The organism is Pseudomonas sp. MONT-RG-20F-20-E-7-02, assembly GCF_022662395.1.
Lineage (GTDB): Bacteria > Pseudomonadota > Gammaproteobacteria > Pseudomonadales > Pseudomonadaceae > Aquipseudomonas.
Map to the genome: position 1 here is coordinate 179,008 of NZ_JAKNQN010000008.1, position 23,243 is coordinate 202,250.

Consider the following 23,243-nt stretch of genomic DNA (forward strand, 5'->3'; position numbering starts at 1 on the left):
AGACCGAGGTGTTTGCATCGCAGGCAAGCCAGCTCCCACACAAGCCAGCTCCCACATGTTTAAACCAGTCGTGTCAGTTACTTCGCGAACAGTACCTTCTGCCCTTCAGGCGAAGTGAACATCCCATCGCCGTTATGCCCAACCCCCGGCACTTCCACCAGCTTCTGGGTCAGCTGCGGATGGCGCTGCTTGAGGTAATCAAAGTAGTTGTGCCCACGAATCAACCGATACGCGCCCTGGGTTTCGGCTTCGCAGCTTTTATCCAGCGCCGGGTGGTTCGGGTCGGTGTCTTGCTGGCCCAGCAGGTAAGTGATGTTGCGTGACACGTAAGCTTGTTCAAGCTGTTGTGCGCTCTGGCCCTTGGCGTAGTCCGGCAGGTTTTGCATGCCGTATTTCCAGTCGTTGAAGCCTGGGCAACTGGCCGCGTCGAATTTCACCGGGCGCTGTGGGCTGAAGTAGGCGTAGGACGACGGGTTGGCCACCACATAACGCAGGCTGATGCCTTCGGTTTGCAGCATAGGGTGGTCGTGGCCGGTGAGGGCGAAACGCTGCACCACTTGCCCACCGCCGGAATGGCCAGCCACTACGATTTCTTTGAGTGCCGGGAACAGCTTGCGGTTGCCCAGGTGCTTGATGATCTGGTCGAGGGCGCCGTAGGAGCTGATCTGGCCCGGCCCGGTCGAGGGGTCGCCGGCCATCCAGTCATTGCCGTTCCAGCGCAGCACATGGTTGTCGAGGTGGTTGCGCTTTATGTCGGACTCATTGAGAAACTGCGGCGCAATCACCAGGGTGTTGGCAGCAACCCCGGCAGCGCTGGCCGCGTCTTCACCGCTTTGCAGGTAGGTCTGCGCATTACGCAGGCGACCGTGCACGATGATCAGCGCGCGGGTGACGTTGGGCAGCGGCTGGCTCCAGTCCTGGCTCAGGCCCAGGCTGAGGGCGCCGGCATCCAGTTGAAAACGATCGGGACTGACCACTTTGACGCCGTGTTCTTTTTCGGCAGCCCAAGTGGAGGAAGAACAGGCAATCATCAAACTCAGCACTAGACCCAATCGTTTATTCATCTAAAGACTCTTCGCGGTAAAAGTGTCGCATTGAGTGATCTGGCCCTGGGCGAAGCCGGTCTTGAACCAGCGAACCCGCTGTGCCGAGGTGCCGTGGGTAAACGAGTCCGGCACTACGCGCCCTTGACCCTGTTGTTGCAGACGGTCATCGCCGATGGCGTTGGCCGCATTCAGTGCTTCTTCAATATCGCCGGGCTCCAGCCAGTTCAGGCGCTTTTGCGCACGGTTGGCCCACACACCGGCGAAGCAGTCGGCTTGCAGCTCCTGGCGTACCAGCAGGCCGCCGTCGCCTTGCATCTGCCGGCCCTGTTGGCGTGCGGCTTGAATCTTGGCCGAGATCCCCAACAGCGTTTGCACGTGGTGCCCGACTTCGTGGGCGATCACGTAGGCTTGGGCGAAATCACCGGCGGCCTTGAAGCGTTGCGACATTTCCCGGAAGAAATCCAGGTCCAGATACACTTGCTGGTCAGCCGGGCAGTAGAACGGGCCGCTGGCTGAGGTCGCGCCACCGCAGGCGGAATTTACCCGGCCACGGAACAGAATCAGTTTCGGGTTCTTGTAGACCAACCCATTTTCCTTGAACACCTGGCCCCAGGTGTCCTCGGTATCGCCCAGTACCGCGCGGACAAAATCGGCTTGCTCGTCGTTGGCCGGCGGTGCCTGGCGTGATTGCGTGCTCACCGACGGCGCTTGCTCGACCTGGCCGGTCAACTGGCCGAGGATCTGCAGCGGGTCCTGGCCGGTCAGCCAACCGATCCCGACGATCAGCACGATCGCCGTCAAACTCAGGCCCTTGCCGCCGCCAAAGCGCATGCCGCCACCGCCGCCGCCACTGTCATCGCGGGCATCTACCACGTTGTCGCTGCGTCGGCCTTTTTTCCATAGCATGGGGCAATCCTCTCGATGAACCTGTCGAACACTTTTCTAGGAGCAGTGTTGTTGGTGCGAATGAATGGCGCCAGCCCGGCTGTCCGACAAGAGACGAGAGTTGCCTAGTATCGCTGCTGTCAGGCCGTGCAGGCAGGGGCGCCAGATGAAAGTTGTGTCAGCTGCGCGGGGTCAGTCGCGGCAGTAGCCTTCGCCGGTATCGACAATCAGGCAGTCTTTTTTATCCGCCAGCCATTTCAGGCCGGTGGCTTCACCGTCGCCGGCGCTCAGCTGTTGCGGGCCGTCCGGGCGGGTAAAGGCGATGCCGTCTTCGTTAGCCTCACCCTTGAAGGTGCCTTCGTCGTCGGCGTCGAGGCCATACTTCATGGTCAAAATGTAATGACCACGGCCGATGCTGTCGTCCTTGGCGATGGTCAGGTTCAGGCCTTCGACGCCCATCCATTTGCCGACCCATTTGTCGGTGGGCGGAGTAGCCGGCACCAAGGTGGCTTGTACCGACGCCGGTGCGGGTTTGGGGGCTTCCTTGGACTCTTGGTTACAAGCAGTGAGCAGGGCGAAGGCAGAAAGAACAAAGAGTGTTTTTTTCATAGCGGCAAGGCCTTGGTTAAAAAGTGTGCAACGTGCGGGGGAACGTGCAGCGTTGGACTCAAATCCCGTGATTTAGTGCGCTGTTCGCACGGTGATTGGTTATGCTCTTGGGGCGGACTACGGCCCGCCTGCTAGATTACCGGGTTGAGTGCTATTGCGTTCAGTGCTCAGCGATCAGCCCGCCACGCAAGAGAATTCAATGACTGTCAGTACACCCCTTTCCGGCGTCAACCATCCTTTCAAAGGCATTTTGTTGATTGTGGTGGCGACGTTTCTGTTTTCCAGCCACGACGCCCTGTCCAAATACCTGGCCGGGTTCTATCCGATTGTGATGGTGGTGTGGGCGCGTTACCTGGTGCATACCTTGTTGATGGCCGGCATCTTCCTGCCGCAATCGGGCTTGCGCGTGCTGCGCAGCAAACGCCCCGGCATGCAGGTGGTACGGGCGTTGTGCCTGTTGGGCACCAGCCTGTTTTTTACCGCTGCGTTGCATTACATCCCGTTGGCGGAAGCCACGGCGGTGAACTTCCTCGCGCCGATCCTGGTGACGGCGCTGTCGGTGCCGCTGCTCGGGGAGCACGTGACACGCGGCCAATGGCTGGCGGTGATCTGCGGGTTTGTCGGCGTGCTGATCATCATCCACCCCGGCGGTGAGCTGTTTACGCCGGCGGTGTTGCTGCCGCTGTGTTCGGCGCTGTTCTTCTGCTTCTACCAACTGCTTACGCGCATCCTCAGCCAATACGACACGCCGACCACCAGCAACTTTTTTGCCGGGCTGTGCAATACCTTGGTGATGAGTGCGCTGGTGCCGTTCTTCTGGCATCTGCCGACACTGTGGCACGGCGTGCTGATGTTGGCGCTGGGCACGTGCGGGATGACCGCCCACTTGATGTTGACCCAGGCCTTCCGCTTTGCGGCGCCGGCCTTGCTGGCGCCGTTCGGCTATTGCCAGATCGTGTTTGCGGGGTTGTTGGGCTGGCTGGTGTTCAAGCATACCCCCGACATGACCACGGTGGTCGGCATCGGGGTGATCTGCATGAGCGGGTTGGCCGCTGCCTGGCAGCAGCGGCGGAGTTGACTCAAACGTCGACTTTTGGAATTTTGCGCGGTGCCATGAAGTACATCCACGTCAGCGCAATGAAGTACATCGCCGGGATCAGCGTGAACAGTACGGTGTAGTTGTTGTTCGTGACCGTGAGGATATGACCGACGATCTGGGTCATGAACATGCCGCCAATGGCCGCGCACATACCCCCGAAACCGAACACCGTGCTCATCATGTGCTTGGGCGTGTAGTCCATCACTAGGCTCCAGATGTTGGCGGTCCAGGCCTGGTGCGCGCCGATGGCCAGGGAGATGGCGAACACGGCGACCCACAGCTGGCTGGAGCCGGCGGCCATGATGACGCCGACGATGCAGCAGGCAAACAGCAGCATCGACAACAGCCGCGCCTTGATCGGATTCATCCCGCGGCCGATCAGGAACGAGGACAGAATCCCTCCACCCACGCTGCCGAAGTCGGCGGTCAGGTAGATGATGATCAGCGGGATGCCCATTTGGGTCACGTTGATGCCCAGGTTGTATTGCTGGTTCAAAAACGGCGGCAGCCAGTACAGGTAGAACCAGAACACCGGCGCGGTCATCGCGTAGGCGAGGGCGAAGGCCCAGGTGCCACGCATGCGCAGGATGCGGCTGAAAGGTACGCTGGGTTGTTCGGGTTCGACTTCCTGTTGCACGTAGTCCAATTCGGATTGTTTGGCCGTTGGATGGTCTTCCGGGTTGTAGTACTTCAAGCCCCAGAACACCAGCCAGATACACCCCAACGATGCCATGCACAGGAACGCCGCCTGCCAGCCCCACACGTGCAGGATCAACGGCAGCAGCATCGGCGTCATCATTGCGCCAACGTTAGTGCCCGCGTTGAAGATACCCGTGGCCACCGCGCGCTCACCGGCCGGAAACCACAGGCGGGTGGTCTTGACGCAGGCCGGGTAGTTGGCGGCCTCGGTCAGCCCGAGAATAAAGCGGCAGACCATAAACCCTACGGCCGAGGTGGCCAGGCCGTGGGCGCCGGTGGCCAGGCTCCATAGCAGCACCGCGCAGAAGAACACGCGCTTCACGCCGACTCGGTCAATCAGTCGGCCTTGCAACACAAAGCCGATGGCGTAGCCGACCTGAAACCAGAAGTTGATGTTGGCGTAGTCCATCGCCGTCCAGCTCATCTCCTTGGCCAGGATCGGCTGCATCACGCCGAGCGCGGCGCGGTCGATGTAGTTAAGCGTGGTGGCGAAGAACACCAGGGCCAGCATGCCCCAGCGCGTTTTACCCACGGCCATGGCGCCGCGGATTTTGTCGCCGATACCGGCTTGCGGGTTGCCCGGGCGCGCGGCCAGGGCGGGATTTTGCAGAGGCATGAGGTCGTACCCGTTTTTTGAAATTTTTATGGTGTGTTCTGGGTCTTGGTGCAGGTTCGATGGTGCGCAGCGGTTAAAACATCGTCAATTCGCCAAACCGGCATAGTGTTCGGTAATCGCCCGAAAAACTAACTGGTTCGTACATTTTAATTGCTGCGTGTAGGCTAGGGGCGAATAATTTGTCGCAAACAACAATTGCCGGGAGTCGCCCCATGCAACGTTCCATTGCCACCGTTTCCTTGAGCGGCACCCTGCCGGAGAAGCTCGAAGCCATTTCCGCCGCCGGTTTTGATGGGGTCGAAATCTTCGAAAACGATTTGTTGTATTACGATGGCAGCCCACGGGAAGTTAGGCAGATGTGCGCCGACCTCGGCATCGCCATCACCTTGTTCCAGCCGTTCCGCGACTTTGAAGGCTGCCGCCGCGACCGCCTGGCGCGCAACCTGGAACGCGCCGAACGCAAGTTCGACTTGATGCAGGAGCTGGGCACCGACTTGGTATTGGTGTGCAGCAATGCTTCCGCCGATTGCGTCGGCGATGAACGTATTTTGCTCGACGACCTCAGCCTGCTCGCCGAACACGCCGGCCGCCGTGGTCTGCGCATCGGTTATGAAGCGCTGGCCTGGGGCAAGCATGTGAACACCTGGCAGCAGGTGTGGAACCTGGTGCGGCAGGTTGACCACCCGAGCCTCGGCGTGTTGCTCGACAGTTTTCACACTCTGTCACTCAAGGGCGACCCGAGTGGAATCGCCGATATCCCCGGTGACAAAATCTTCTTTGTACAAATGGCCGACGCGCCGATCCTGGCCATGGATGTGCTGGAGTGGAGCCGGCATTTCCGCTGCTTCCCGGGGCAGGGCGAGTTCGACCTGGCGGGCTTTCTCGCGCCAATCATCAAGAGTGGCTACACCGGGCCGCTGTCTCTGGAAATTTTCAACGACGGCTTCCGTGCGGCCCCGACCCGGGCCAATGCGGCGGATGGCTTGCGTTCGCTGCTGTACCTTGAAGAGAAAACCCGTCAGCGCCTGGCACAGGAACAACCTGCCAAGCCGGTCGATATTCTGTTTGAGACCCCGGCCGCCAGCGAATACGACGGCATCGAATTCCTCGAATTTGCCGTGGATGAAAACCTCGGCGCCAAGCTCACGCAGTGGCTGGAGCGCCTGGGGTTCGTCAAAGCCGGGCAGCACCGCTCCAAGAGTGTGAGCCTGTTGCGCCAGGGTGACATCAACCTGATCCTCAACTGCGAACCCTATTCCTTTGCCCACAACTTTTTCGAAGCCCATGGGCCGTCGCTGTGCGCCACGGCCATTCGGGTCAAGGACAGCGCCAAGGCGTTGCAGCGGGCGGTGGCCTACAAGGGCCAGCCTTATCGCGGTCTCGTGGGGCCAAATGAGCTTGAACTGGCCGCCGTGCGCGCGCCGGACGGCAGCCTGATTTATCTGGTGGACCCAAGCGAAGGCGGGCTGTATGACACCGACTTCAACCTGCAAGCGAATACTGCCTCAAGCGGCGGGCTGCTGCGCATCGACCATATGGCCATGGCGCTGCCGGCCGACAGCCTCGACAGTTGGGTGCTGTTCTACAAAAGCCTGCTGGATTTCGAAGCCGACGACGAGGTGGTACTGCCCGACCCTTATGGCCTGGTAAAAAGCCGCGCACTACGCAGCCGCTGCAGCTCGATCCGCCTGCCGCTGAATATTTCCGAGAACCGCAACACCGCCATTTCCCACGCGCTGTCGAGCTATCGCGGCTCGGGTGTGCACCATATTGCCTTTGACTGCGCGGATATTTTCGCCGAGGTAAGCCGGGCCAAGGAGGCGGGCGTGCCATTGCTGGACATCCCGCTCAATTACTACGACGACTTGGCCGCGCGGTTTGATTTCGACGACGAGTTTCTCAGCGAATTGGCGTACTACAACGTGCTGTACGACCGTGACGCCCAGGGTGGTGAGCTGTTTCACGTGTACACCGAGCCTTTCGAGGGGCGGTTTTTCTTCGAGATCATCCAACGCAAAAACGGCTACGCCGGGTACGGCGCGGCCAACGTGGCGGTGCGCCTGGCGGCGATGGCCAAATCCCGCAGCGGCGCGGTGCGCCAAGCACGGTTATGACTGACGGCCGGGTGCTTCCTTCGGGGAGCGCCTCGGCCCATAATCGCGGCCTGCACAACAAAAATGGCCGTGAGCGCACCATGACCCTGACCCCCGACCTCTCCGCTGTGTCAGACGCACCGCGCAAGAGTCGTAAGAACAACCCGGAAAAGACCCGCGAAAATATCCTTCAGGAAGCCATTGTCGAGTTTGTTCAGCAGGGCCTGTCCGGCGCTCGCGTGGATGCCATCGCCGAACGCATCCACACCTCCAAACGCATGATCTATTACTACTTCGGCAGCAAGGAGCAGTTGTACGTCGAAGTGCTGGAGAAACTCTACGGCGATATTCGCAACACCGAAACCCGCATGAACCTCACGGCCCTGGAACCGCGCGAAGCGATACGGCGGCTGGTGGAATTCACCTTTGATCACCATGACCAGAACGTGGACTTTGTGCGGATCGTCAGCATCGAAAATATCAACAACGCCGAGTACGTAAAGCGCTCGGACTCGATCAAGGCGATGAACAGCAATATTCTCGAGGGGCTGGGGGCAACGTTGCGGCGGGGCGCCGAGATGGGGTTGTTCCGCCAGGGGTTGGACCCGTTGGACGTGCACCTGCTGATCAACTCATTCAGTTTTTACCGGGTGTCCAACCGTCATACATTCAGTGAGATTTTTCAGATCGAGCTGGCGGATGAAGCGGTTAAACAAAGGCACCGCGAGATGATTTGTGACTCGGTGATGCGTTATCTCCAGGTCTGAAATCTCTCCTTTCGCAAACCTGGATGTAATCAATGTGGGAGCCGGGCTTGCCCGCGATGGCGGTCTATCAGCTATAAATCAGCTGTCTGACACACCGCTATCGCAGGCAAGCCAGCTCCCACATTTTTTGCGATTCGGTTTTTGTGAGTCAGGTATTCATGCTCTGAAAGTGCGCCAACATCCTCTGCGCATCCGGCGCTTCGCCACTGAACAACTCGAACGCCTTCACGGCCTGAAACACCGCCATGTTGCCGCCATCCAGCGTGCGGCAACCCAAGGCGCGGGCGTCGCGCAGCAGCTCGGTTTCGAGCGGAAAGTACACGATTTCCGCCACCCATAATTGCGCCCGCAACAGGCTGCTCGGCACCGGCGTGCCGGGCAGTTTGGCCATGCCCATCGGCGTGGTATTAACCAAGCCATCCGCCTCGGCAATGGCGCTTTCCAAATGGTTGCCGACCTGGGCGCGGCCGCTGCCGAAACGCTGCGTGAGGTTATCCACAAGGTCGCGGGCGCGAGCGCTGTCTACGTCGAAAATGCTCAACTGTTCCACGCCTTCCGCCAGCAACGCATGGGCCACCGCCGCACCTGCACCGCCGGCGCCCATCTGCACCACGCGTTGACGCGCAACATCACTTAAATTGCGCCGAAACCCTTCGGCGAAACCCAGGCAGTCGGTGTTGTGACCGATGCGTTTACCGTTCCTGAACACCACGGTGTTGACCGCGCCAATGCCTCGAGCTTCGTCGGATAACTCATCGAGCAACGGTAGGATCGCTTGCTTGCACGGGTAGGTAATGTTCAACCCGGTGAACTGCATCCGCTCGGCGGCGTCCAGCAGGTCGGGCAGGGCGTTGATGTTCAGTTGCAGCGGTTCCAGATCGATCAGGCGGTACAGATAACGCAGGCCCTGGGCGTCACCTTCCTGTTCATGCAGGGCAGGGGTGCGGGAGGCTTGGATGCCCGAGCCGATCAGGCCGGCGAGGATGCGCGGTTTCATCAAGGTCACCCTTTCAACGTGTGGCTGAAATGTTCCAGGGCCAGGTGGTAGCCGTGGCTGCCGAAGCCTGCGAGCACTGCCTTGGCGATGGGTGAGACAAAGGAGTGATGCCGAAACGCCTCACGTGCGTGCACGTTGGATAAATGCACTTCGATCACCGGTACTTCACTGGCGACGAGGGCGTCGCGAATCGCTACCGACGTGTGGGTCCAGGCCGCGGGGTTGATCACGATGCCGGCGCAGCGGGCGCGGGCGCCGTGGATCCAGTCGAGTAATTCGCCTTCATGGTTGGTTTGGCGGAACTCGATTTTCAGCCCGAGTTTTTCCGCGCTGCGGCCGCACAGGGCGGCGATGTCGGCCAGGGTTTCATGGCCATAGGTGGCGGGCTCGCGAGTGCCGAGCAGGTTGAGGTTGGGGCCGTTGAGCACCAGCACGATAGGCGGCATTTAGGGGGTCTCCACAGTTCTTATAGGTTGTGAAGATAAAATGTACTGGATGGTTAATTTGGTCAATTGATGGCGGCGGATGTGTTCGATTATCGAACCGTTATTCAGCGCGTTCACACTGGATAATCAGATTAGATATCAATTGAAAATCATTCTCGACAACGCTTAAGATGCCGATCTGTTTCCATCACATTCCAGGGAGTCGGTTTGTCGGACGTGGATCTCAAAGGCCTGTTTCTCAAGCACGCCGATACCCTGCGCGGGTATCTGGCGCGCAAGGTGCGGGACCCGCAATTGGCCGCAGACCTGGTGCAGGAGAGTTTCCTGCGCCTGGCGGAAAAACCGGCCAGCGAGCGCATCGACAACTCCCAGGGCTATCTCTATCGAACGGCGAGCAATCTGCTGATCGACCATATTCGCCAGGAAGCGCGGCGCAAGACAGACTCCGTGCCCCACGAGGCGCTGGCCGAGATTGAAGATGACGTGGCCGGCTTGGAGGCGCAGACAATGGCGCAGCAGCAGCGACAGGCATTGAAGCAGGCACTGGCGGAGTTGCCGGAACGCACCCAGCAGGTTTTCCGTCTGAACCGCATCGAAGGCATGACCCATGCCCAGGTGGCCCGGCGCCTGGAGATCTCCGACAGCTCTGTGCAAAAGCATCTGGCCAAGGCCTTGGCGTATGTGATGCAACGCTTGCAGGAAGGCGAGGTGAAGCCATCCGACGAATGAATTACCGAAAAGCGCCGGGCCAGACGTCACAGCGTTTACATAACGAAAATTCGAGATTCACACGTGAATAGCCAGGGTCCGCAACAGCACAGCATTACCGAGGCGGCCGCCGAGTGGGCGGTGCGCCTGCACGCCGGTGCCCTGACCGAACAGGAGCAGGCCGAGCTGCGGCATTGGATCGCCTGCGACAGTCGCCATGAGGGCGCACTGCGTTTTGCCGAGCAGACGTGGGCCGCCCTGGGCGAGTTGCACAAGGACGAACCGGTGCATCGCCAGCGCCCATCTTCAGCACCGTTGCCGGTACGCCGGCCCAAACGGCGCAGACTCTGGCAGCGCGTGGCGGCCGTCGCGGTGGTTGTGCTGGTGGCGGGCGTTGGCTGGGTGCGTGGGCCGGATGCCTTGCTGCGCCTGCAGGCTGACTACGTCACCCAGAAAGGCGAAGTGCGCACGGTGCACCTGGCCGACGGCAGCACGGTCGTGCTGGACTCCGCCAGCGCCATCCGCTTGGACTACGACGGCGTACAGCGGCGCATCAGCTTGATTCAGGGCTCGGCGATTTTTGATGTGGCGCCCATGACCAGGCAGGAAACGCGGCCGTTCGTGGTGCAAAGTGCCGCCGGGCAAACGCGCGCGCTGGGCACGCGGTTTGTGGTCGAGCGTGAAGGGGCCAGCCAGGCCTGGGTTGGCGTGCTACAGCACAGCGTTGAAGTGTCTCTGCAAAGCGCACCCAAAAACGGTCCTAGCGAATCCGTGCTCAAGGAGGGCCAGGTCGCGCGCTACAGTCCCCGGGACGGCGTGGTGGCGCTTGATCAATTCGATGTGGAACGCGCCACCAGTTGGCGGCGCGGTGTGTTGATCTTTGACCGGTTGCCACTGGCCAAGGTCATCGAGCAACTCAACCGCTATCGCCCAGGCCACGTGGTGTTGACCAACCCGACCTTGGGCGATCGCGAAGTCAGCGGCGTGTTCCGCCTCGACATGCTTGACACTGCCCTTGGCACCTTGACCCAGGAACTCCAAGTGCAACGCTTGGACCTGGCGGGCCTCAGCCTGATCTATTGATAAGCCGGTGGGAGACCTGCCTCCCACCCTGCGCGACACCCCGTCCTGAAAAACTTTCGAAAAACACTTACTGACTTCCTGGGCCTCGTACGTCTTGCTAGGTGAGAAGCATTCGCATAAACAAAAAACGCTCAGCGCAGGGAACCCAGAAATGTCAGCACTCACCAAGGGGCGTGTCACCGGTAGCCGGTTAGCCCTGGCCATTCACTTGGGCCTGTTCGCCATAACAGCGCCGGTGTATGCCGCGCAGCCCCAAGCGGGCGCCACCCAGCCCGCGGTGCAGGTGTTCGATATTCCGGCGCAACCGTTGGGCAGCGCCGTGCTGGCGTTTGCTGATCAAGCCGGCCTGCAAGTGCTGTTCGACAGCCAGCGTCTGCAAGGCTTGAGCAGTACGGCACTGAAGGGCAGCTTCAGCGTGCAGGAAGGCCTTGGCCGTTTGCTCGGCGGCGCACCGGTGGAGTATCGCTTTACCGGCGAGCGCCAGGTCACCCTCAATCGTGTCGCTGACACCCACGACAGCGCCATGACCGTCGGCACCACCACCATCACCGGCAACACCAACGGCCAGGCCGGCGATTGGGTGTACCAGAGCCCAAAGTCTGTGGCCGTGATCAGCCGTGACATGATCGACAAACGCCCGCCCCGTCACGCCGCCGACATGCTCGAAGAAACCGCTGGCGTCTACACCGCCGTCAATCAGCGCGACCCTGGCCTCTCTGTAAACATTCGCGGCGTGCAGGACTACGGCCGGGTGAACATGAACATCGACGGCATGCGCCAGAACTTCAACGTCAACGGCCACCAGCAGCGTAACGGCACGATGTTGATCGACCCGGAATTCATCTCCAGCATCGAGATCGACAAGGGCAGCCAGTCGGGCCAGGGCGGGGCGGCAGTGTTGGGCGGTATTGCTTCGTTCAAGACCTTGGACGCCAGCGAGTTTCTCAAAGATGGCAAAGAGATCGGCGGGCGTTTTCGCGCCGGCAGCGGCATCGGCGAACTGGGTAACGGCACCTACTTCAACGGCAGCGGAGTGGTTGCCTTTGGGGATGAGCGTGGCGACGTTTTGCTGGGATACAGCGAGCGGCATTTCGGCAACTACCGCGCGGGCACCCATAACGATCAAAAGCTAGGCACCCATATGCGCGCGCGTAAATACGCGCCGGCGGCCTTTGATGATTGGTTGAGCAGCGAAGTCGGCGATATGGGCAGTGTCACCCGTTCGCAGATCGTCAAGTTCGGTCTGAACCTGCCCAATGACCAGCGAATGCAACTGAGCTACCTGGAAAGCGACAGCGACAGCAATGACGCGTGGGCCTACATCGCCGATGACCTGCAGAGCGTCTATTACCATCGCGTGAGCAAGAACAACCTTAACGCCAAGAACTTCGCGCTGGACTACAGCTACACGCCGGATAACCCGCTGATCGATCTGAAAGCCAAGGTCTATTACGTCACCACCCAGCTGGATCGCGCCAATACGCCCACGCTGTCCACGCCTGGCACGGGGAACTACGTGGGCGCCTACACCGACCACTTCCAGACCGACACCTGGGGGCTGCAGGGTGACAACACCTCGCGCTTTGATTTCGGCGAGCGCGGCCATCTGAGCTGGAACTACGGCCTGGAGATGTACCAGGACGAGTTCAAGCCACGCACCAACAAAGTTGAGGCCGCCAACGACCTCGCACTGCTGCCCTATGCCGAAGGCAGTACGCCGAGTGGCAAGCGCACCATCGCCAGCCTGTTCAACAGCCTGCAATACGAATACGGCGATTGGCTGACCCTGGATGCAGGCCTGCGTTACGACCGCTATCGGCTCGAAGGCCAGACCGGCATGACCTTGTACCGGCGCGACCGCTTCTTCAATAGCCTGGTGGGCGCAAAGCGTGTGTCGGAAGTGATCGATGTGGACCGTGAAGAAGGAAAGTTTTCCCCCACCTTCGGCATTGCGGTCAAGCCGGGCGTTGACTGGCTGCAACTCTATACCCGTTGGGGCAAGGGCTGGCGCCCGCCGGCCGTCACCGAGACCTTCATGACTGGCCGCCCCCACGGCGGCGGTTCCGGGGAGCGGGTGTTCCCCAACCCGTACCTCAAGCCTGAAGAGTCGCGGGATTGGGAAGTGGGCACGAACGTGTTCAAGGAGGGCTTGTTCTTCAATGACGACCGCCTCGGCATGAAGGTGGCGTACTTCGATACCCGGATTGAAAACTTCTCCTTCCTCAACACCAGCGTCAGCTTGCCGGAAACCCAAGTAGGCGGCTTTCTCGGGACCATGGCCTACGTCAACAACACCAACCCGACGCGCTTTCGCGGTTTGGAATACCAGCTCAATTACGACATGGGCCGCGCATACGCCAACCTCAGCTATACGCACATGATCGGCAACAATGAGTTCTGCTCGAAGAACTATTACATGGGCGGGGCCAAGACCACCGGGCCAAGAACCACGCGCCTGGAACGCTTCACGCTGCCGAACGGGCGCATCAGCCTGCGGCCGGTCACAACCTATGAAGTGCTGGACGACAACGTCGCCAACAACAAGGAAAGCTGCGGCCGAATCATGGGCAACGCCACCTACATGCCTGCCGATCGCGGCTCGCTGACGCTGGGCGCGCGCTTCCTGGAAAAGCGCCTGGATACCGGCGTGCGTGTGCGTTACAGCGCGGGTAACGGCGAAAACCTCAATCAGCAAGGCTACGAACTGATGGACCAGGCGATGTGGCCGCAATACACCCTCTACGACCTGTACGCCAGTTACTGGATGACCGATCACCTGAACATCGCACTGGCGTTGGAAAACGCCACCGACGAAGCCTATTTCGTCGCCATGGGCGATGCCAACAACCTCAGCCTGGCACGCGGGCGGACGCTGAGCGGGATGCTGGAATACAAGTTCTGATCCGTGTGCCACGGCACGCGATCAACGGTTTTGCCCAAGGCTGGGCAAAAAAGCGCGCCGCTTTGGCGTGCTCATCAACAACGTTGTTTAACGAGGTTTAGCGATGACTATTTCTGTTAGCTACGATTCGGGTCTGGGTTCACTGTCGGTCTCCGACTACCTGAGCGCTTGGGCTGTTGGGTTCAACACCGCTGGCCACGGCGCCAGCAACACTGGTGGTTTCAGCAACGGCACCCTCAGCGGCGATCAGTATTCGACCCACGGCGCCAGCGGCTCCGAATACGCGTTTATCGCCGACAGCGACACCAGCAATGGCCTGCACTATGTGTTCAACCCTTCGCTGCCTGCCGGCAACAACCTGAACCACTACCTGTGGGGCGACCTGGACAACGTGCAACTGGGCACCGGCCTGGGCGGCGGTAGCGGCAGCGACTTCACCTTGAACGACTTCAAAGTCGCATTCAACGGCCTCGACCTGAGCGCCGCCGAAGGTGCTGGCCGTGCGGGCAACGATGTACAGAGCGTGATCTTCGGCTTGATGCAGGGCAACACCACTGCGCTGGAAACCGTGCTCAACAACGTGCTCGACGACTTCGGCCTGTCCACTGCAAGCACCTTCGACGAAGTGTCGGCGGGCCTGGCGGCACACGCCAACGCAGCCAGCACGGACGTCGCCCTGGTCGGCGTGCAAGATGTGGCGCAGGACTGGGCACTGGCTGCCTGAATCACTGCTGCATGACACACCGCCGTCGCTAAAGCCTTCTACTTCTTCAAGCGGCGGCGGTGCCGAATTCTGCGCAGCGCCGTATCGCCTGTCAACGCGGCGGCGCTGCCCGCTAAACCCTTTGAGAATCCCAGATGCGCCACGCCGGCAACGAAACCCTGGCCGCCCTCACGGCCTATAAAAGTGGCTTCTTCAACATCGGCCTGTTCTCGGCGGTGATCAACCTGCTGATGCTGGCCCCGGCGCTCTACATGCTGCAGGTGTACGACCGGGTGCTGGCCTCGGGCAATCAGATGACCCTGCTGATGCTGACGTTGATGATCCTCGGCCTGTTCGGCCTGATGGGCGCGTTGGAGTGGGTGCGCAGCCAGGTGGTGATCCGCCTCGGCACACAAATGGACATGCGCCTGAACCAGCGGGTGTACGACGCCGCGTTCGAAGCGCAACTCAAGGGCAGTACCCAGGCGGCAGGCCAGGCGTTGCAAGACTTGACCACCTTGCGTCAGTTCGCCACCGGCCAGGCACTGTTCGCATTTTTTGATGCGCCGTGGTTCCCGGTGTACCTGTTGGTGATCTTCCTGTTCCACCCCTGGCTCGGCCTGTTGGCGTTGGGCGGTGCGGTGTTGTTGATCGCGCTGGCGTGGGTCAATCATCATGTCAGCCAGGCGCCGATGGCCCAGGCCAGCCAGCTCGCCATCAGCGCCAGCCAGCAGGCCACGGCCAACTTGCGTAATGCGGAAACCATCGAGGCCATGGGCATGCTCGCCACGTTGCGCGGGCGTTGGTTCAGCCAGCATCAAGGGTTTCTCGCCCAGCAGAACCTGGCCAGTGAAAAGACCGCCGCCGTCACCGCCTGGTCCAAGGGCGTGCGCCTGGCGCTGCAATCACTGGTGCTGGGGTTGGGCGCATTGCTGGCGGTGCAGGGCGATATCACGCCGGGGATGATGATCGCCGGCTCGATCCTGATGGGCCGGGTGCTCAGCCCTATCGACCAGTTGATCGGCGTGTGGAAGCAATGGGGTTCGGCGCGCCTGGCCTATGAGCGCTTGTCGCAGTTGCTGGCGGACAACCCGGCGCGCCCGGTGCGCATGAGTTTGCCGGTGCCCAAAGGCCAATTGACCGTCGAGCACGTCAGCGCCTGCGCGCCGGGCAGCCGTCGACCGGCGTTGGCCAAGCTTGGTTTCGACCTGCCGGCCGGCGAAGTGCTGGGCGTGATCGGACCATCGGGTTGCGGCAAATCCACGTTGGCGCGCGTGCTGGTCGGCGCCTGGGCACCGCTGGCCGGCAAGGTGCACCTGGACGGCGCCGATCTGACTCAGTGGGACAAGCAGCAACTCGGCCCGCACATCGGCTACCTGCCGCAGGACATCCAGCTGTTCGCCGGCAGCATCGCGCAAAACATCGCGCGGTTTGCCGAGGTGGAGGCTGACAAGGTTCTCGCCGCTGCACAGATGGCGGGTGTACACGAGCTGATCCTGCAATTGCCCCAAGGCTACGACACACCACTGGGCGAGGGCGGCGCCGGTTTGTCCGGCGGCCAGAAACAACGTGTGGCGCTGGCGCGTGCGTTGTACGGCCTGCCCGCGCTGATCGTGCTGGATGAGCCCAACGCCAATCTCGACGAAGTCGGTGAACAGGCGTTGCTCCAGGCCATTGCGCAACTCAAGCAGCAGCGGCGCACCGTGATTCTGATTACCCACAAAGCCAATGTGCTGACCCTGACCGATCAGTTGCTGATCCTCAAGGACGGCCAATTGCAGGCCTTCGGCCCGACCGCGCGGGTATTGGAGGCGCGGCAGAAACCCACGCCAACCAAACCGGTGTCGAGCATGAGCATGAGTTACCGCCTCGGTGAAGGAAAACCGGCATGAGCCAAAGCAAACCGGTACTGGTCAGCGATCAGCCCAATAATGTGCTGGCGCTGGACGACAAAAAATACGCACGCCTGGGCTGGTTGCTGGTGCTCGGTGGTTTTGCCGGGTTTCTCGGCTGGGCGGCGTTGGCGCCATTGGACAAGGGCGTGGCGGTGTCCGGAAAGGTGATGGTCTCGGGCCATCGCAAAACCGTACAGCACCCCACCGGCGGCATCGTTGAACGCATCGAGGTGCGCGACGGTGAAACGGTCAAGGCGGGCCAGGTGCTGCTGCGTTTGAAGGAAACGCCGCTGCGCGGGCAGATGCAATCCTTGCGCAGCCAGTACCTGGCTTCACTGGCCAGCGAAGCGCGCTTGACTGCCGAAAGCGAAGGTTTATCAGCCATCGCTTTTGGCCCCGAACTGCTCAATGAACCGGATGCCGCCAGCCTTATGAATTTGCAGCGGCAATTGTTTACCAGCCGCGCCCAGGCGCTGGCCACCGAGCAGCAAGCCCTGCGCGAAACCATTGCCGGGGCCGAGGCGCAGTTGCGCGGCACGCGGGATTCGCAAGCAAGCAAAGTCCAGCAAAGGGCCGCACTGAACGAGCAACTGCAAGGCCTGCGCGAGTTGGCGCGCGACGGCTATATCCCGCGCAATCGCCTGCTCGACAGCGAGCGCCTGTACGCGCAAATCGACGGCACCATCGCCGAGGATTTCGGCCGCATCGGCCAGCTGCAACGCCAGGTCCTCGAGCTGCGCCTGCGTATCCGCCAGCTCGGCGAAGACTTCCAGAAAGACCTGCGCAGCCAGTTGGCCGACACCCGCACCCGCAGCGACGACCTGCGCAATCGCCTGGCCTCGGCGGAGTTTGAGTTGGCCAACAGCCTGGTGCGCGCGCCGGCTTCCGGCGTCGTCGTTGGGCTGCAGGTGTACACCGAAGGCGGCGTGATCAAGCCCGGCCAGGCGTTGCTGGATATCGTGCCGCAAGGTGAACCGCTGCTGGTGGAAGCGCGCGTGCCGGTGCAGATGATTGACAAGGTGCACCCTGGTTTGCCGGTGGAGTTGCTGTTCTCGGCGTTCAACCAGGCCACCACGCCTCGGGTGGCCGGTGAAGTGACAATGGTTTCGGCGGACCGCCAGGTCGATGAGCGCACCGATGAGGCGTATTACACGCTGCGTGCCCAGGTCAGCGCGGCGGGTATGCAGCAACTGGACGGCGTGCAGGTTCGCCCCGGCATGCCGGTGGAAACCTTCGTCAAAACCGGCGAGCGCTCGATGCTCAACTATCTGTTCAAACCCTTGCTGGATCGCACCCACATGGCCCTGGTGGAAGAATGAAGGCGCTGTTGTTTACCGTGTTTTTGAGCTGTGCACCGGCGGCGAACGCTTTGGGTTTGCTGGACGCTTATGACCTGGCCCTGCGCAACGATCCGACGTTTCAGGCGGCCATTCAGGAACGCGAAGCCGGTGATGAAAATCGCGTGATCGGGCGGGCTGGGTTATTGCCGAATTTGTCGTGGAGTTACAACAACTCGCGCAACGAGTCCGAAGTGACGGCGGGTGATGTCACCAGCGACCGCGACTACCGCAGCTACGCATCGACCCTCACCTTGCAGCAACCGCTGTTGGATTACGAAGCCTACGCGCGCTTTCGCCAGGGCACTGCCCAGGCGCTGATGGCGGATGAGCGCTTTCGCGGCAAAAGCCAGGAGCTGGCCGTGCGTGTGCTCAGTGCCTACAGCCAGGCCTTGCTGGCACATGAGCGCATCGAGTTGAGCCGCGCGCAGAGGCGTGCGTTTGCCGAACGCTTGCAGCTCAATGACCGCTTGCTGAAGGGCGGCGAAGGTACGCGCACGGATGTGCTGGAAACCCAGGCGCGGCTGAGCCTGGCCCAGGCCGAAGAGATCGAATCTCTGGATGCCCAGGATAGCGCCCTGCGTGAGCTGGAAGCCATCGTCGGCCAACCGTTGCAGATTGAGGAACTGGCGCCGCTGGCCCGTCAATTTCAGATCCCGCCGCTGGAGCCGAACCGCTTCGACACCTGGCGCGAATTGGCCATGGCCAACAACCCTGAACTCAAGTCCCGGCATCACGCGCTGGACGTGGCCGCTTATGAAGTGGAGCGCAAACGCGCCGGGCATCTGCCCAAAGTCAGCCTGTACGCCAGCAGCCGAAAAACCAGCTCCGATTCGGAAAGCAGCTACAACCAGAAGTACGACACCAACAGCGTCGGCATCCAGGTCAGCTTGCCGCTGTTTGCCGGTGGCTCGGTGTCGGCGTCCACACGCCAGGCGGCGAACCAGCTGTCCCAGGCCCACTATGAATTGGACGCGCAAACCGCCGCCACGCTGGTGGAGCTGCGCAAGCAATTCAACCTCAATACCAGCGGCGCAGCGAAGGTGCGCGCCTATGAGATGGCCGTCAGCTCTGCCACGGCGTTGGTGACGGCCACGAAAAAAAGCGTCAGCGGCGGCGAGCGGGTCAACCTCGATGTGCTCGACGCCGAGCAACAACTGTTCACCGCCCGCCGTGATCTGGCGAATGCGCGGCATGCGTATTTGCTGGCGCGGATTCAGCTGAAGTATTACGCGGGGTTGCTGAACGAGCAGGACTTGCGGGCGTTGGCGGGGTATTTCCAGCCGTCGGCATGAGTGGTTACAACCGGGCATTCGCCGGGTTGTTCGTCGTTACTAATCTGTGAAACAGCTTCGGGATTTTGGAGCCGGTTGTCGGGCTGCACGAGGAAAAGTGTAACTCGACGGAGAATAACCTAACGGATGGGTTACGATGAGAGTAGGTGCTTACAAAGGATATGTAATTTCGGTGTTCGTCAGGGATGAGCATTGCCCGCCTCACGTGCATGTCAGGGGCAAGGCGTGGGATGCACGGTTTCGTTTCAGTTTTTTGGATGGGGAAGTGGAGTTGTGGGATGTGGAACCTGAACGAAGGCGACCACCCATAGCGATCCTGAAGGAAATACGCGAGGCGATCATGCAGCCGCACTACCTGGCGCGGGCACGCAGGATCTGGTGGGAGAAACTGCAAACGGTTTGCCTGGAGAATCATTCCTGGGATTGGGAAGCCGATGAGGTATTGCCAGGGCTGATCATTCAGCGCGGTGTTTATGTGATTGCACGTGCCCGGCACGATGTCGTGGGGCAGAAGACAATTTTGAATCTGGTCAGAGCACCGGGTTTTGTGGAGATTGATTTATGAAAAAAATCGTAAAAGCCAAAATCGTGCTCTATAAGCCGCTCACTGACGCCGATGTCGACAAGGCAATCGCCCGTGGGCGCAAGCTCAAACGTCTGTACGCCAACGCCAGCAATGTGCGCTATGAAAGCGAGTGCATTTCCATCGGCTTCAGCGACGGCAGCCGCGTCATGTTGCCGGTGGCGGGGCTACCGGAGTTCGAAGGGTTTTCCCAGGAGGACTTTCAGCAACTTGAGGTCGGCTTTGGCGGCAAGGCATTGTGCTGTGAGGCGCAGGATCTGGACGTGTCGATCACCGGCCTCATCGCCACCAGCCAGCCCTTGATGGACCTGGCCACGAGCCTGGTAGCGTCACGTAACGGTCGCAAAAGCAGCGCCGCCAAGTCGGCAGCCGCCCGAGCCAATGGCAAGAAGGGCGGTCGTCCACGCAAGAAAGAAGAGGAGGGCGCTGAATTACCGCCGGGTCAGTAACACCCCGGACTCCATATGGTGCGTCCACGGGAACTGGTCAAACATCGCACACTGGGTAATCCGGTGCGTGTCATGCAGTTGCGCAATGTTCGCCGCCAGCGTCTCCGGGTTGCAGGAGATGTACAGGATGTTATCGAAGCGACGAGTCAGCTCGCAGGTGTCCGGGTCCATGCCGGCGCGCGGCGGGTCGACGAACACGCTGCCGAATTCGTAGCTTTTCAGGTCGATGCCGTGCAGGCGGCGGAATGGGCGCACTTCGTTGAGCGCCTCGGTGAGTTCTTCGGCAGACAGGCGCACCAAGGTAACGTTATCCACAGCGTTTTCATCGAGGTTGCTCAGGGCCGCATTCACTGAGGTCTTGCTGATCTCGGTGGCCAGTACTTTGCGTACGCGGGTCGCCAACGGCAGGGTGAAGTTACCGTTGCCGCAGTACAGCTCCAGCAAATCATCCGGGCGATCGCCCAAGGCTGCGTAAGCCCAATTGAGCATCTTCTGGTTCACCGTGCCGTTGGGCTGGGTGAACGCGCCTTCGGGTTGGCGATAGCTGAACGTGCGCCCGCCGGCCTCGAGTTTTTCCACCACATAATCGTGGCCGATCACATCGCGCTTGCCCTTGGAGCGGCCGATGATGCTGACATTCAAGTCGGCCGCGAGCTTGTTCGCGGCCGTGTGCCAGTGCTCGTCCAGCGGGCGGTGATAACACAGGGTGATCATCGCGTCGCCGGCCAAGGTGGTGAGGAACTCCACCTGGAACAGCTTGTGGCTCAGCGCCGCGCTGGCTTGCCAGGCGGCCTTGAGTTGCGGCATCAACTGGTTGATGCGCTGGCTGGCGATGGGGAATTCTTCGATCAGGATCGGCGTGCGCTTGTCGTCCTGGGAAAACATCGCATAGTGGCGCTCGCCGCCTTCGCGCCACAGGCGGAACTCCGCGCGCAGGCGGAAGTTCTGCAGCGGCGAATCGAAGACCTGCGGCTCGGGGGCGTCGAACGGTGCCAGCAGGTCACGCAGGCGCGTGACCTTGTCTTGCAGTTGAGCGGTGTAGCTTGCGGCGTCAAAAGTCATGCGTTGAACCAGCCCAGCTTGATCACAAACAGAATCGACAGAATCACCAGTGCCGGGTTCAGCTCACGGTAGCGGCCCGAAAGCAGCTTGATGGCGGTCCAGGCGATGAAACCGAAGGCGATGCCGTTGGCGATGGAGTAAGTGAAGGGCATTGCCAGGGCGGTGATCACCACCGGCGCTGCAACAGTAATGTCGTCCCAGTCGATTTCGGCCAGGCCGGAGGTCATCAGCACGGCCACGAACAGCAGCGCCGGTGCGGTGGCGAAGGCAGGCACACTGGCAGCCAGCGGCGAGAAGAACAGCGCCAGCAGGAACAGGATAGCGACCACGATGGCGGTCAAACCGGTACGGCCACCAGCACTCACGCCCGCAGCGGACTCGATGTAGCTGGTGGTGGTCGACGTACCCAGGAGCGAACCGGCCATGGCCGCGGTGCTGTCGGCGATCAGGGCACGGCCCATTTTCGGCATGTGGCCGTCCTTGCCCATCAGGCCGGCGCGCTTGGCGACGCCGATCAGGGTGCCGGAGTTGTCGAACAGGTCAACGAACAGGAACGCGAAGATCACGCTGACCAGGCCAATATCCAGCGCGCCTTTGATATCCAGTTGCAGGAAGGTCGGGGCCAGGGATGGCGGCACCGAGATCACGCCGCCGAACGGGGTGACATTCAACAGGATCGAAACAATGGTCACCGCCAGGATGCCGATCAGCACCGCACCGCGCACGGCCAGTGCTTCCAGGGCCACGATGAGGATAAAACCAAAGGTGGCCAGGATTGGCGCAGGTTGTTTCAGGTCGCCCAGGCCCACCAGGGTATTCGGGTTGCCGACCACGATGCCGGCGTTATGCAGGGCGATCAGTGCCAGGAACAGGCCGATACCCGCCGCAATCGCCGAACGCAGGGGCAGTGGGATGCTGTTGATGATCCATTCACGGATGCGAAAGATCGACAGCAGGAAGAACAGCACCGCCGAAATGAACACCGCACCCAGCGCTACTTGCCAGGTGTGGCCCATGTGCAGGACCACGGTGTAGGTAAAGAAGGCGTTGAGGCCCATACCCGGCGCCAGTGCGATCGGGTAGTTGGCGATCAGGCCCATCACGGTCGAACCGATGGCGGCGGCCAGGCAAGTCGCGACAAATACCGCGCCCTTGTCCATGCCGGTCTCGCCGAGGATGCTCGGGTTCACGAACAGAATGTAGGCCATGGCCAGAAAGGTCGTGATCCCCGCGAGAATCTCGGTGCGCACATTGGTGTTGTGTGCCTTGAGTTGAAACAGCTTTTCCAGCATGCCGGCTCCCTGTGACGCTATTTTGCGTCGTTATTTGTTGACCTCTAAGTCAAAGCACAAACTGCGCCAAGCGCCTGTGGTTTCAGAGAGGATCGGAAAAAGCGGCGCATCATACCAGCAGCCGAAGGCCAATGGCGTATAGGCTTGGTTTTGTGGGTTCATGGCCTTGAGGCATACTGCGCCGACGTTTAGTCCAGGGTCGTTAACAGCATGAAAAAAGCCAACGCCAGCAGTCTAGCTCTGTTCGCCATTCTCGGCCTGTGGCTCGGTGCAGCACCGGCGTGGGGCGCGTCTGCACCGGCGTTGAGCGAGGTGCGGGTGTTCAAGGTGCAGTCGGCCAGTTGCACCGAAACCATCCCTGAACGTGCGGTCAGCACCCAAATGTGCACACATCGTGGGCAAACGCTGGTGTACGTGATGGAAGTCGGGCTGGGCAATAGCTCCCAGGCGTTCTTCGATGGCGCGCCAGTGTCCGGCACCAGCACCGCCATCTGCCAGGTGGGCTCGGTCAGCCAGGCGTGCAGCGGCGCGGGCACGTTGATGGGCTACATCTATACGTTCCAGTTGAATATCCAAGCTGGCGGCACCTTTCAGTACAGCAACACCTCGATCAACCCGCCGCGCAATCAATTGGTCACCACCCTCAGCATTCGCTGATCGCCACCTATCAATTGCCT

Annotated in this window: 21 protein-coding genes; 13 read left to right on the forward strand and 8 right to left on the reverse strand. The window is 60.9% G+C overall.

The genetic code is table 11. The features are described 5' to 3' along the window. Window positions 1-77 precede the first annotated feature (77 nt). From L8I05_RS22970 to L8I05_RS22980, 3 genes are all read right to left on the reverse strand, one after another. Window positions 78-1,064 carry an alpha/beta hydrolase gene (locus tag L8I05_RS22970; protein WP_242171651.1) on the reverse strand — a complete coding sequence of 329 codons (987 nt, stop codon included), beginning with the start codon at window positions 1,062-1,064 and terminating at the stop codon, window positions 78-80. After that, window positions 1,065-1,952 carry a neutral zinc metallopeptidase gene (locus tag L8I05_RS22975; RefSeq protein ID WP_177018036.1) on the reverse strand — a complete coding sequence of 296 codons (888 nt, stop codon included), beginning with the start codon at window positions 1,950-1,952 and terminating at the stop codon, window positions 1,065-1,067. It abuts the gene before it with no gap. A gap of 171 nt (window positions 1,953-2,123) precedes the next feature. Next, window positions 2,124-2,540 carry a lipoprotein gene (locus L8I05_RS22980; RefSeq protein ID WP_242171653.1) on the reverse strand — a complete coding sequence of 139 codons (417 nt, stop codon included), beginning with the start codon at window positions 2,538-2,540 and terminating at the stop codon, window positions 2,124-2,126. 199 nt (window positions 2,541-2,739) lie between these two features. On the opposite strand from L8I05_RS22980, the gene L8I05_RS22985 reads away from it, so the two are divergent. Beyond that, window positions 2,740-3,618 (forward strand): DMT family transporter, encoded by an 879-nt coding sequence (locus tag L8I05_RS22985; RefSeq protein ID WP_242171654.1) that lies wholly within the window; start codon window positions 2,740-2,742, stop codon window positions 3,616-3,618. Between the two features lies 1 nt (window position 3,619). On the opposite strand, the gene L8I05_RS22990 is transcribed toward L8I05_RS22985, so the two are convergent. Next, the gene (locus tag L8I05_RS22990; RefSeq protein ID WP_242171655.1) at window positions 3,620-4,954 is read right to left on the reverse strand and encodes an MFS transporter; all 1,335 of its coding nucleotides are present in this window, start codon (window positions 4,952-4,954) and stop codon (window positions 3,620-3,622) included. A gap of 212 nt (window positions 4,955-5,166) precedes the next feature. On the opposite strand from L8I05_RS22990, the gene quiC reads away from it, so the two are divergent. After that, entirely contained in the window at window positions 5,167-7,068 is a 1,902-nt protein-coding gene (gene quiC, locus L8I05_RS22995) for a 3-dehydroshikimate dehydratase QuiC (RefSeq protein WP_197626691.1), read from the forward strand. Between the two features lie 80 nt (window positions 7,069-7,148). Continuing rightward, complete coding sequence (locus L8I05_RS23000) at window positions 7,149-7,814, forward strand: TetR/AcrR family transcriptional regulator (RefSeq protein ID WP_159960076.1); 666 nt, start codon at window positions 7,149-7,151, stop codon at window positions 7,812-7,814. Between the two features lie 148 nt (window positions 7,815-7,962). On the opposite strand, the gene L8I05_RS23005 is transcribed toward L8I05_RS23000, so the two are convergent. Beyond that, entirely contained in the window at window positions 7,963-8,814 is an 852-nt protein-coding gene (locus tag L8I05_RS23005) for a shikimate dehydrogenase (RefSeq protein WP_242171728.1), read from the reverse strand. A 2-nt stretch (window positions 8,815-8,816) separates the two neighbouring features. After that, on the reverse strand, window positions 8,817-9,257 hold the full coding sequence (gene aroQ, locus L8I05_RS23010; protein WP_145162258.1) for a type II 3-dehydroquinate dehydratase: 441 nt from the start codon (window positions 9,255-9,257) through the stop codon (window positions 8,817-8,819). 207 nt (window positions 9,258-9,464) lie between these two features. On the opposite strand from aroQ, the gene L8I05_RS23015 reads away from it, so the two are divergent. From L8I05_RS23015 to L8I05_RS23055, 9 genes are all read left to right on the forward strand, one after another. Continuing rightward, window positions 9,465-9,986: an RNA polymerase sigma factor gene (locus tag L8I05_RS23015; protein WP_242171656.1), complete on the forward strand. Its 522-nt coding sequence runs from the start codon at window positions 9,465-9,467 to the stop codon at window positions 9,984-9,986. A 63-nt stretch (window positions 9,987-10,049) separates the two neighbouring features. Then, a complete protein-coding gene (locus L8I05_RS23020) occupies window positions 10,050-11,048 on the forward strand; it encodes a FecR family protein (RefSeq protein ID WP_242171657.1) in 999 nt (332 codons plus the stop codon). Window positions 11,049-11,199: 151 nt separating this feature from the next. Then, on the forward strand, window positions 11,200-13,950 hold the full coding sequence (locus L8I05_RS23025; RefSeq protein WP_242171658.1) for a TonB-dependent receptor: 2,751 nt from the start codon (window positions 11,200-11,202) through the stop codon (window positions 13,948-13,950). 103 nt (window positions 13,951-14,053) lie between these two features. Continuing rightward, window positions 14,054-14,674: a heme acquisition protein HasA gene (locus L8I05_RS23030; protein WP_242171659.1), complete on the forward strand. Its 621-nt coding sequence runs from the start codon at window positions 14,054-14,056 to the stop codon at window positions 14,672-14,674. A 134-nt stretch (window positions 14,675-14,808) separates the two neighbouring features. Next, the gene (locus L8I05_RS23035; RefSeq protein ID WP_242171660.1) at window positions 14,809-16,545 is read left to right on the forward strand and encodes a type I secretion system permease/ATPase; all 1,737 of its coding nucleotides are present in this window, start codon (window positions 14,809-14,811) and stop codon (window positions 16,543-16,545) included. Further along, window positions 16,542-17,867, forward strand: a complete 1,326-nt coding sequence (locus L8I05_RS23040) for an HlyD family type I secretion periplasmic adaptor subunit (protein ID WP_242171661.1) — start codon at window positions 16,542-16,544, stop codon at window positions 17,865-17,867. Before L8I05_RS23035 ends, L8I05_RS23040 begins: the two co-directional genes overlap by 4 nt. Further along, window positions 17,864-19,180 carry a TolC family outer membrane protein gene (locus tag L8I05_RS23045; protein WP_242171662.1) on the forward strand — a complete coding sequence of 439 codons (1,317 nt, stop codon included), beginning with the start codon at window positions 17,864-17,866 and terminating at the stop codon, window positions 19,178-19,180. The genes L8I05_RS23040 and L8I05_RS23045 overlap by 4 nt, the downstream gene beginning before the upstream one ends. Before the next feature lie 136 nt (window positions 19,181-19,316). Continuing rightward, window positions 19,317-19,745: a DUF4160 domain-containing protein gene (locus L8I05_RS23050; protein WP_242171663.1), complete on the forward strand. Its 429-nt coding sequence runs from the start codon at window positions 19,317-19,319 to the stop codon at window positions 19,743-19,745. Then, entirely contained in the window at window positions 19,742-20,212 is a 471-nt protein-coding gene (locus tag L8I05_RS23055) for a DUF2442 domain-containing protein (protein ID WP_242171664.1), read from the forward strand. Before L8I05_RS23050 ends, L8I05_RS23055 begins: the two co-directional genes overlap by 4 nt. Here the strand turns inward: L8I05_RS23055 and trmA are convergent. Next, window positions 20,195-21,274: a tRNA (uridine(54)-C5)-methyltransferase TrmA gene (gene trmA / locus L8I05_RS23060; protein ID WP_242171665.1), complete on the reverse strand. Its 1,080-nt coding sequence runs from the start codon at window positions 21,272-21,274 to the stop codon at window positions 20,195-20,197. The two genes, L8I05_RS23055 and trmA, sit on opposite strands and share 18 nt — an antisense overlap. Beyond that, window positions 21,271-22,566 carry an NCS2 family permease gene (locus L8I05_RS23065; protein ID WP_159960052.1) on the reverse strand — a complete coding sequence of 432 codons (1,296 nt, stop codon included), beginning with the start codon at window positions 22,564-22,566 and terminating at the stop codon, window positions 21,271-21,273. Before L8I05_RS23065 ends, trmA begins: the two co-directional genes overlap by 4 nt. A gap of 210 nt (window positions 22,567-22,776) precedes the next feature. Between L8I05_RS23065 and L8I05_RS23070 the strand changes: the two genes are divergently transcribed. Then, window positions 22,777-23,223, forward strand: a complete 447-nt coding sequence (locus tag L8I05_RS23070; RefSeq protein WP_177018024.1) for a DUF4879 domain-containing protein — start codon at window positions 22,777-22,779, stop codon at window positions 23,221-23,223. The last annotated feature ends 20 nt before the right edge of the window (window positions 23,224-23,243 follow it).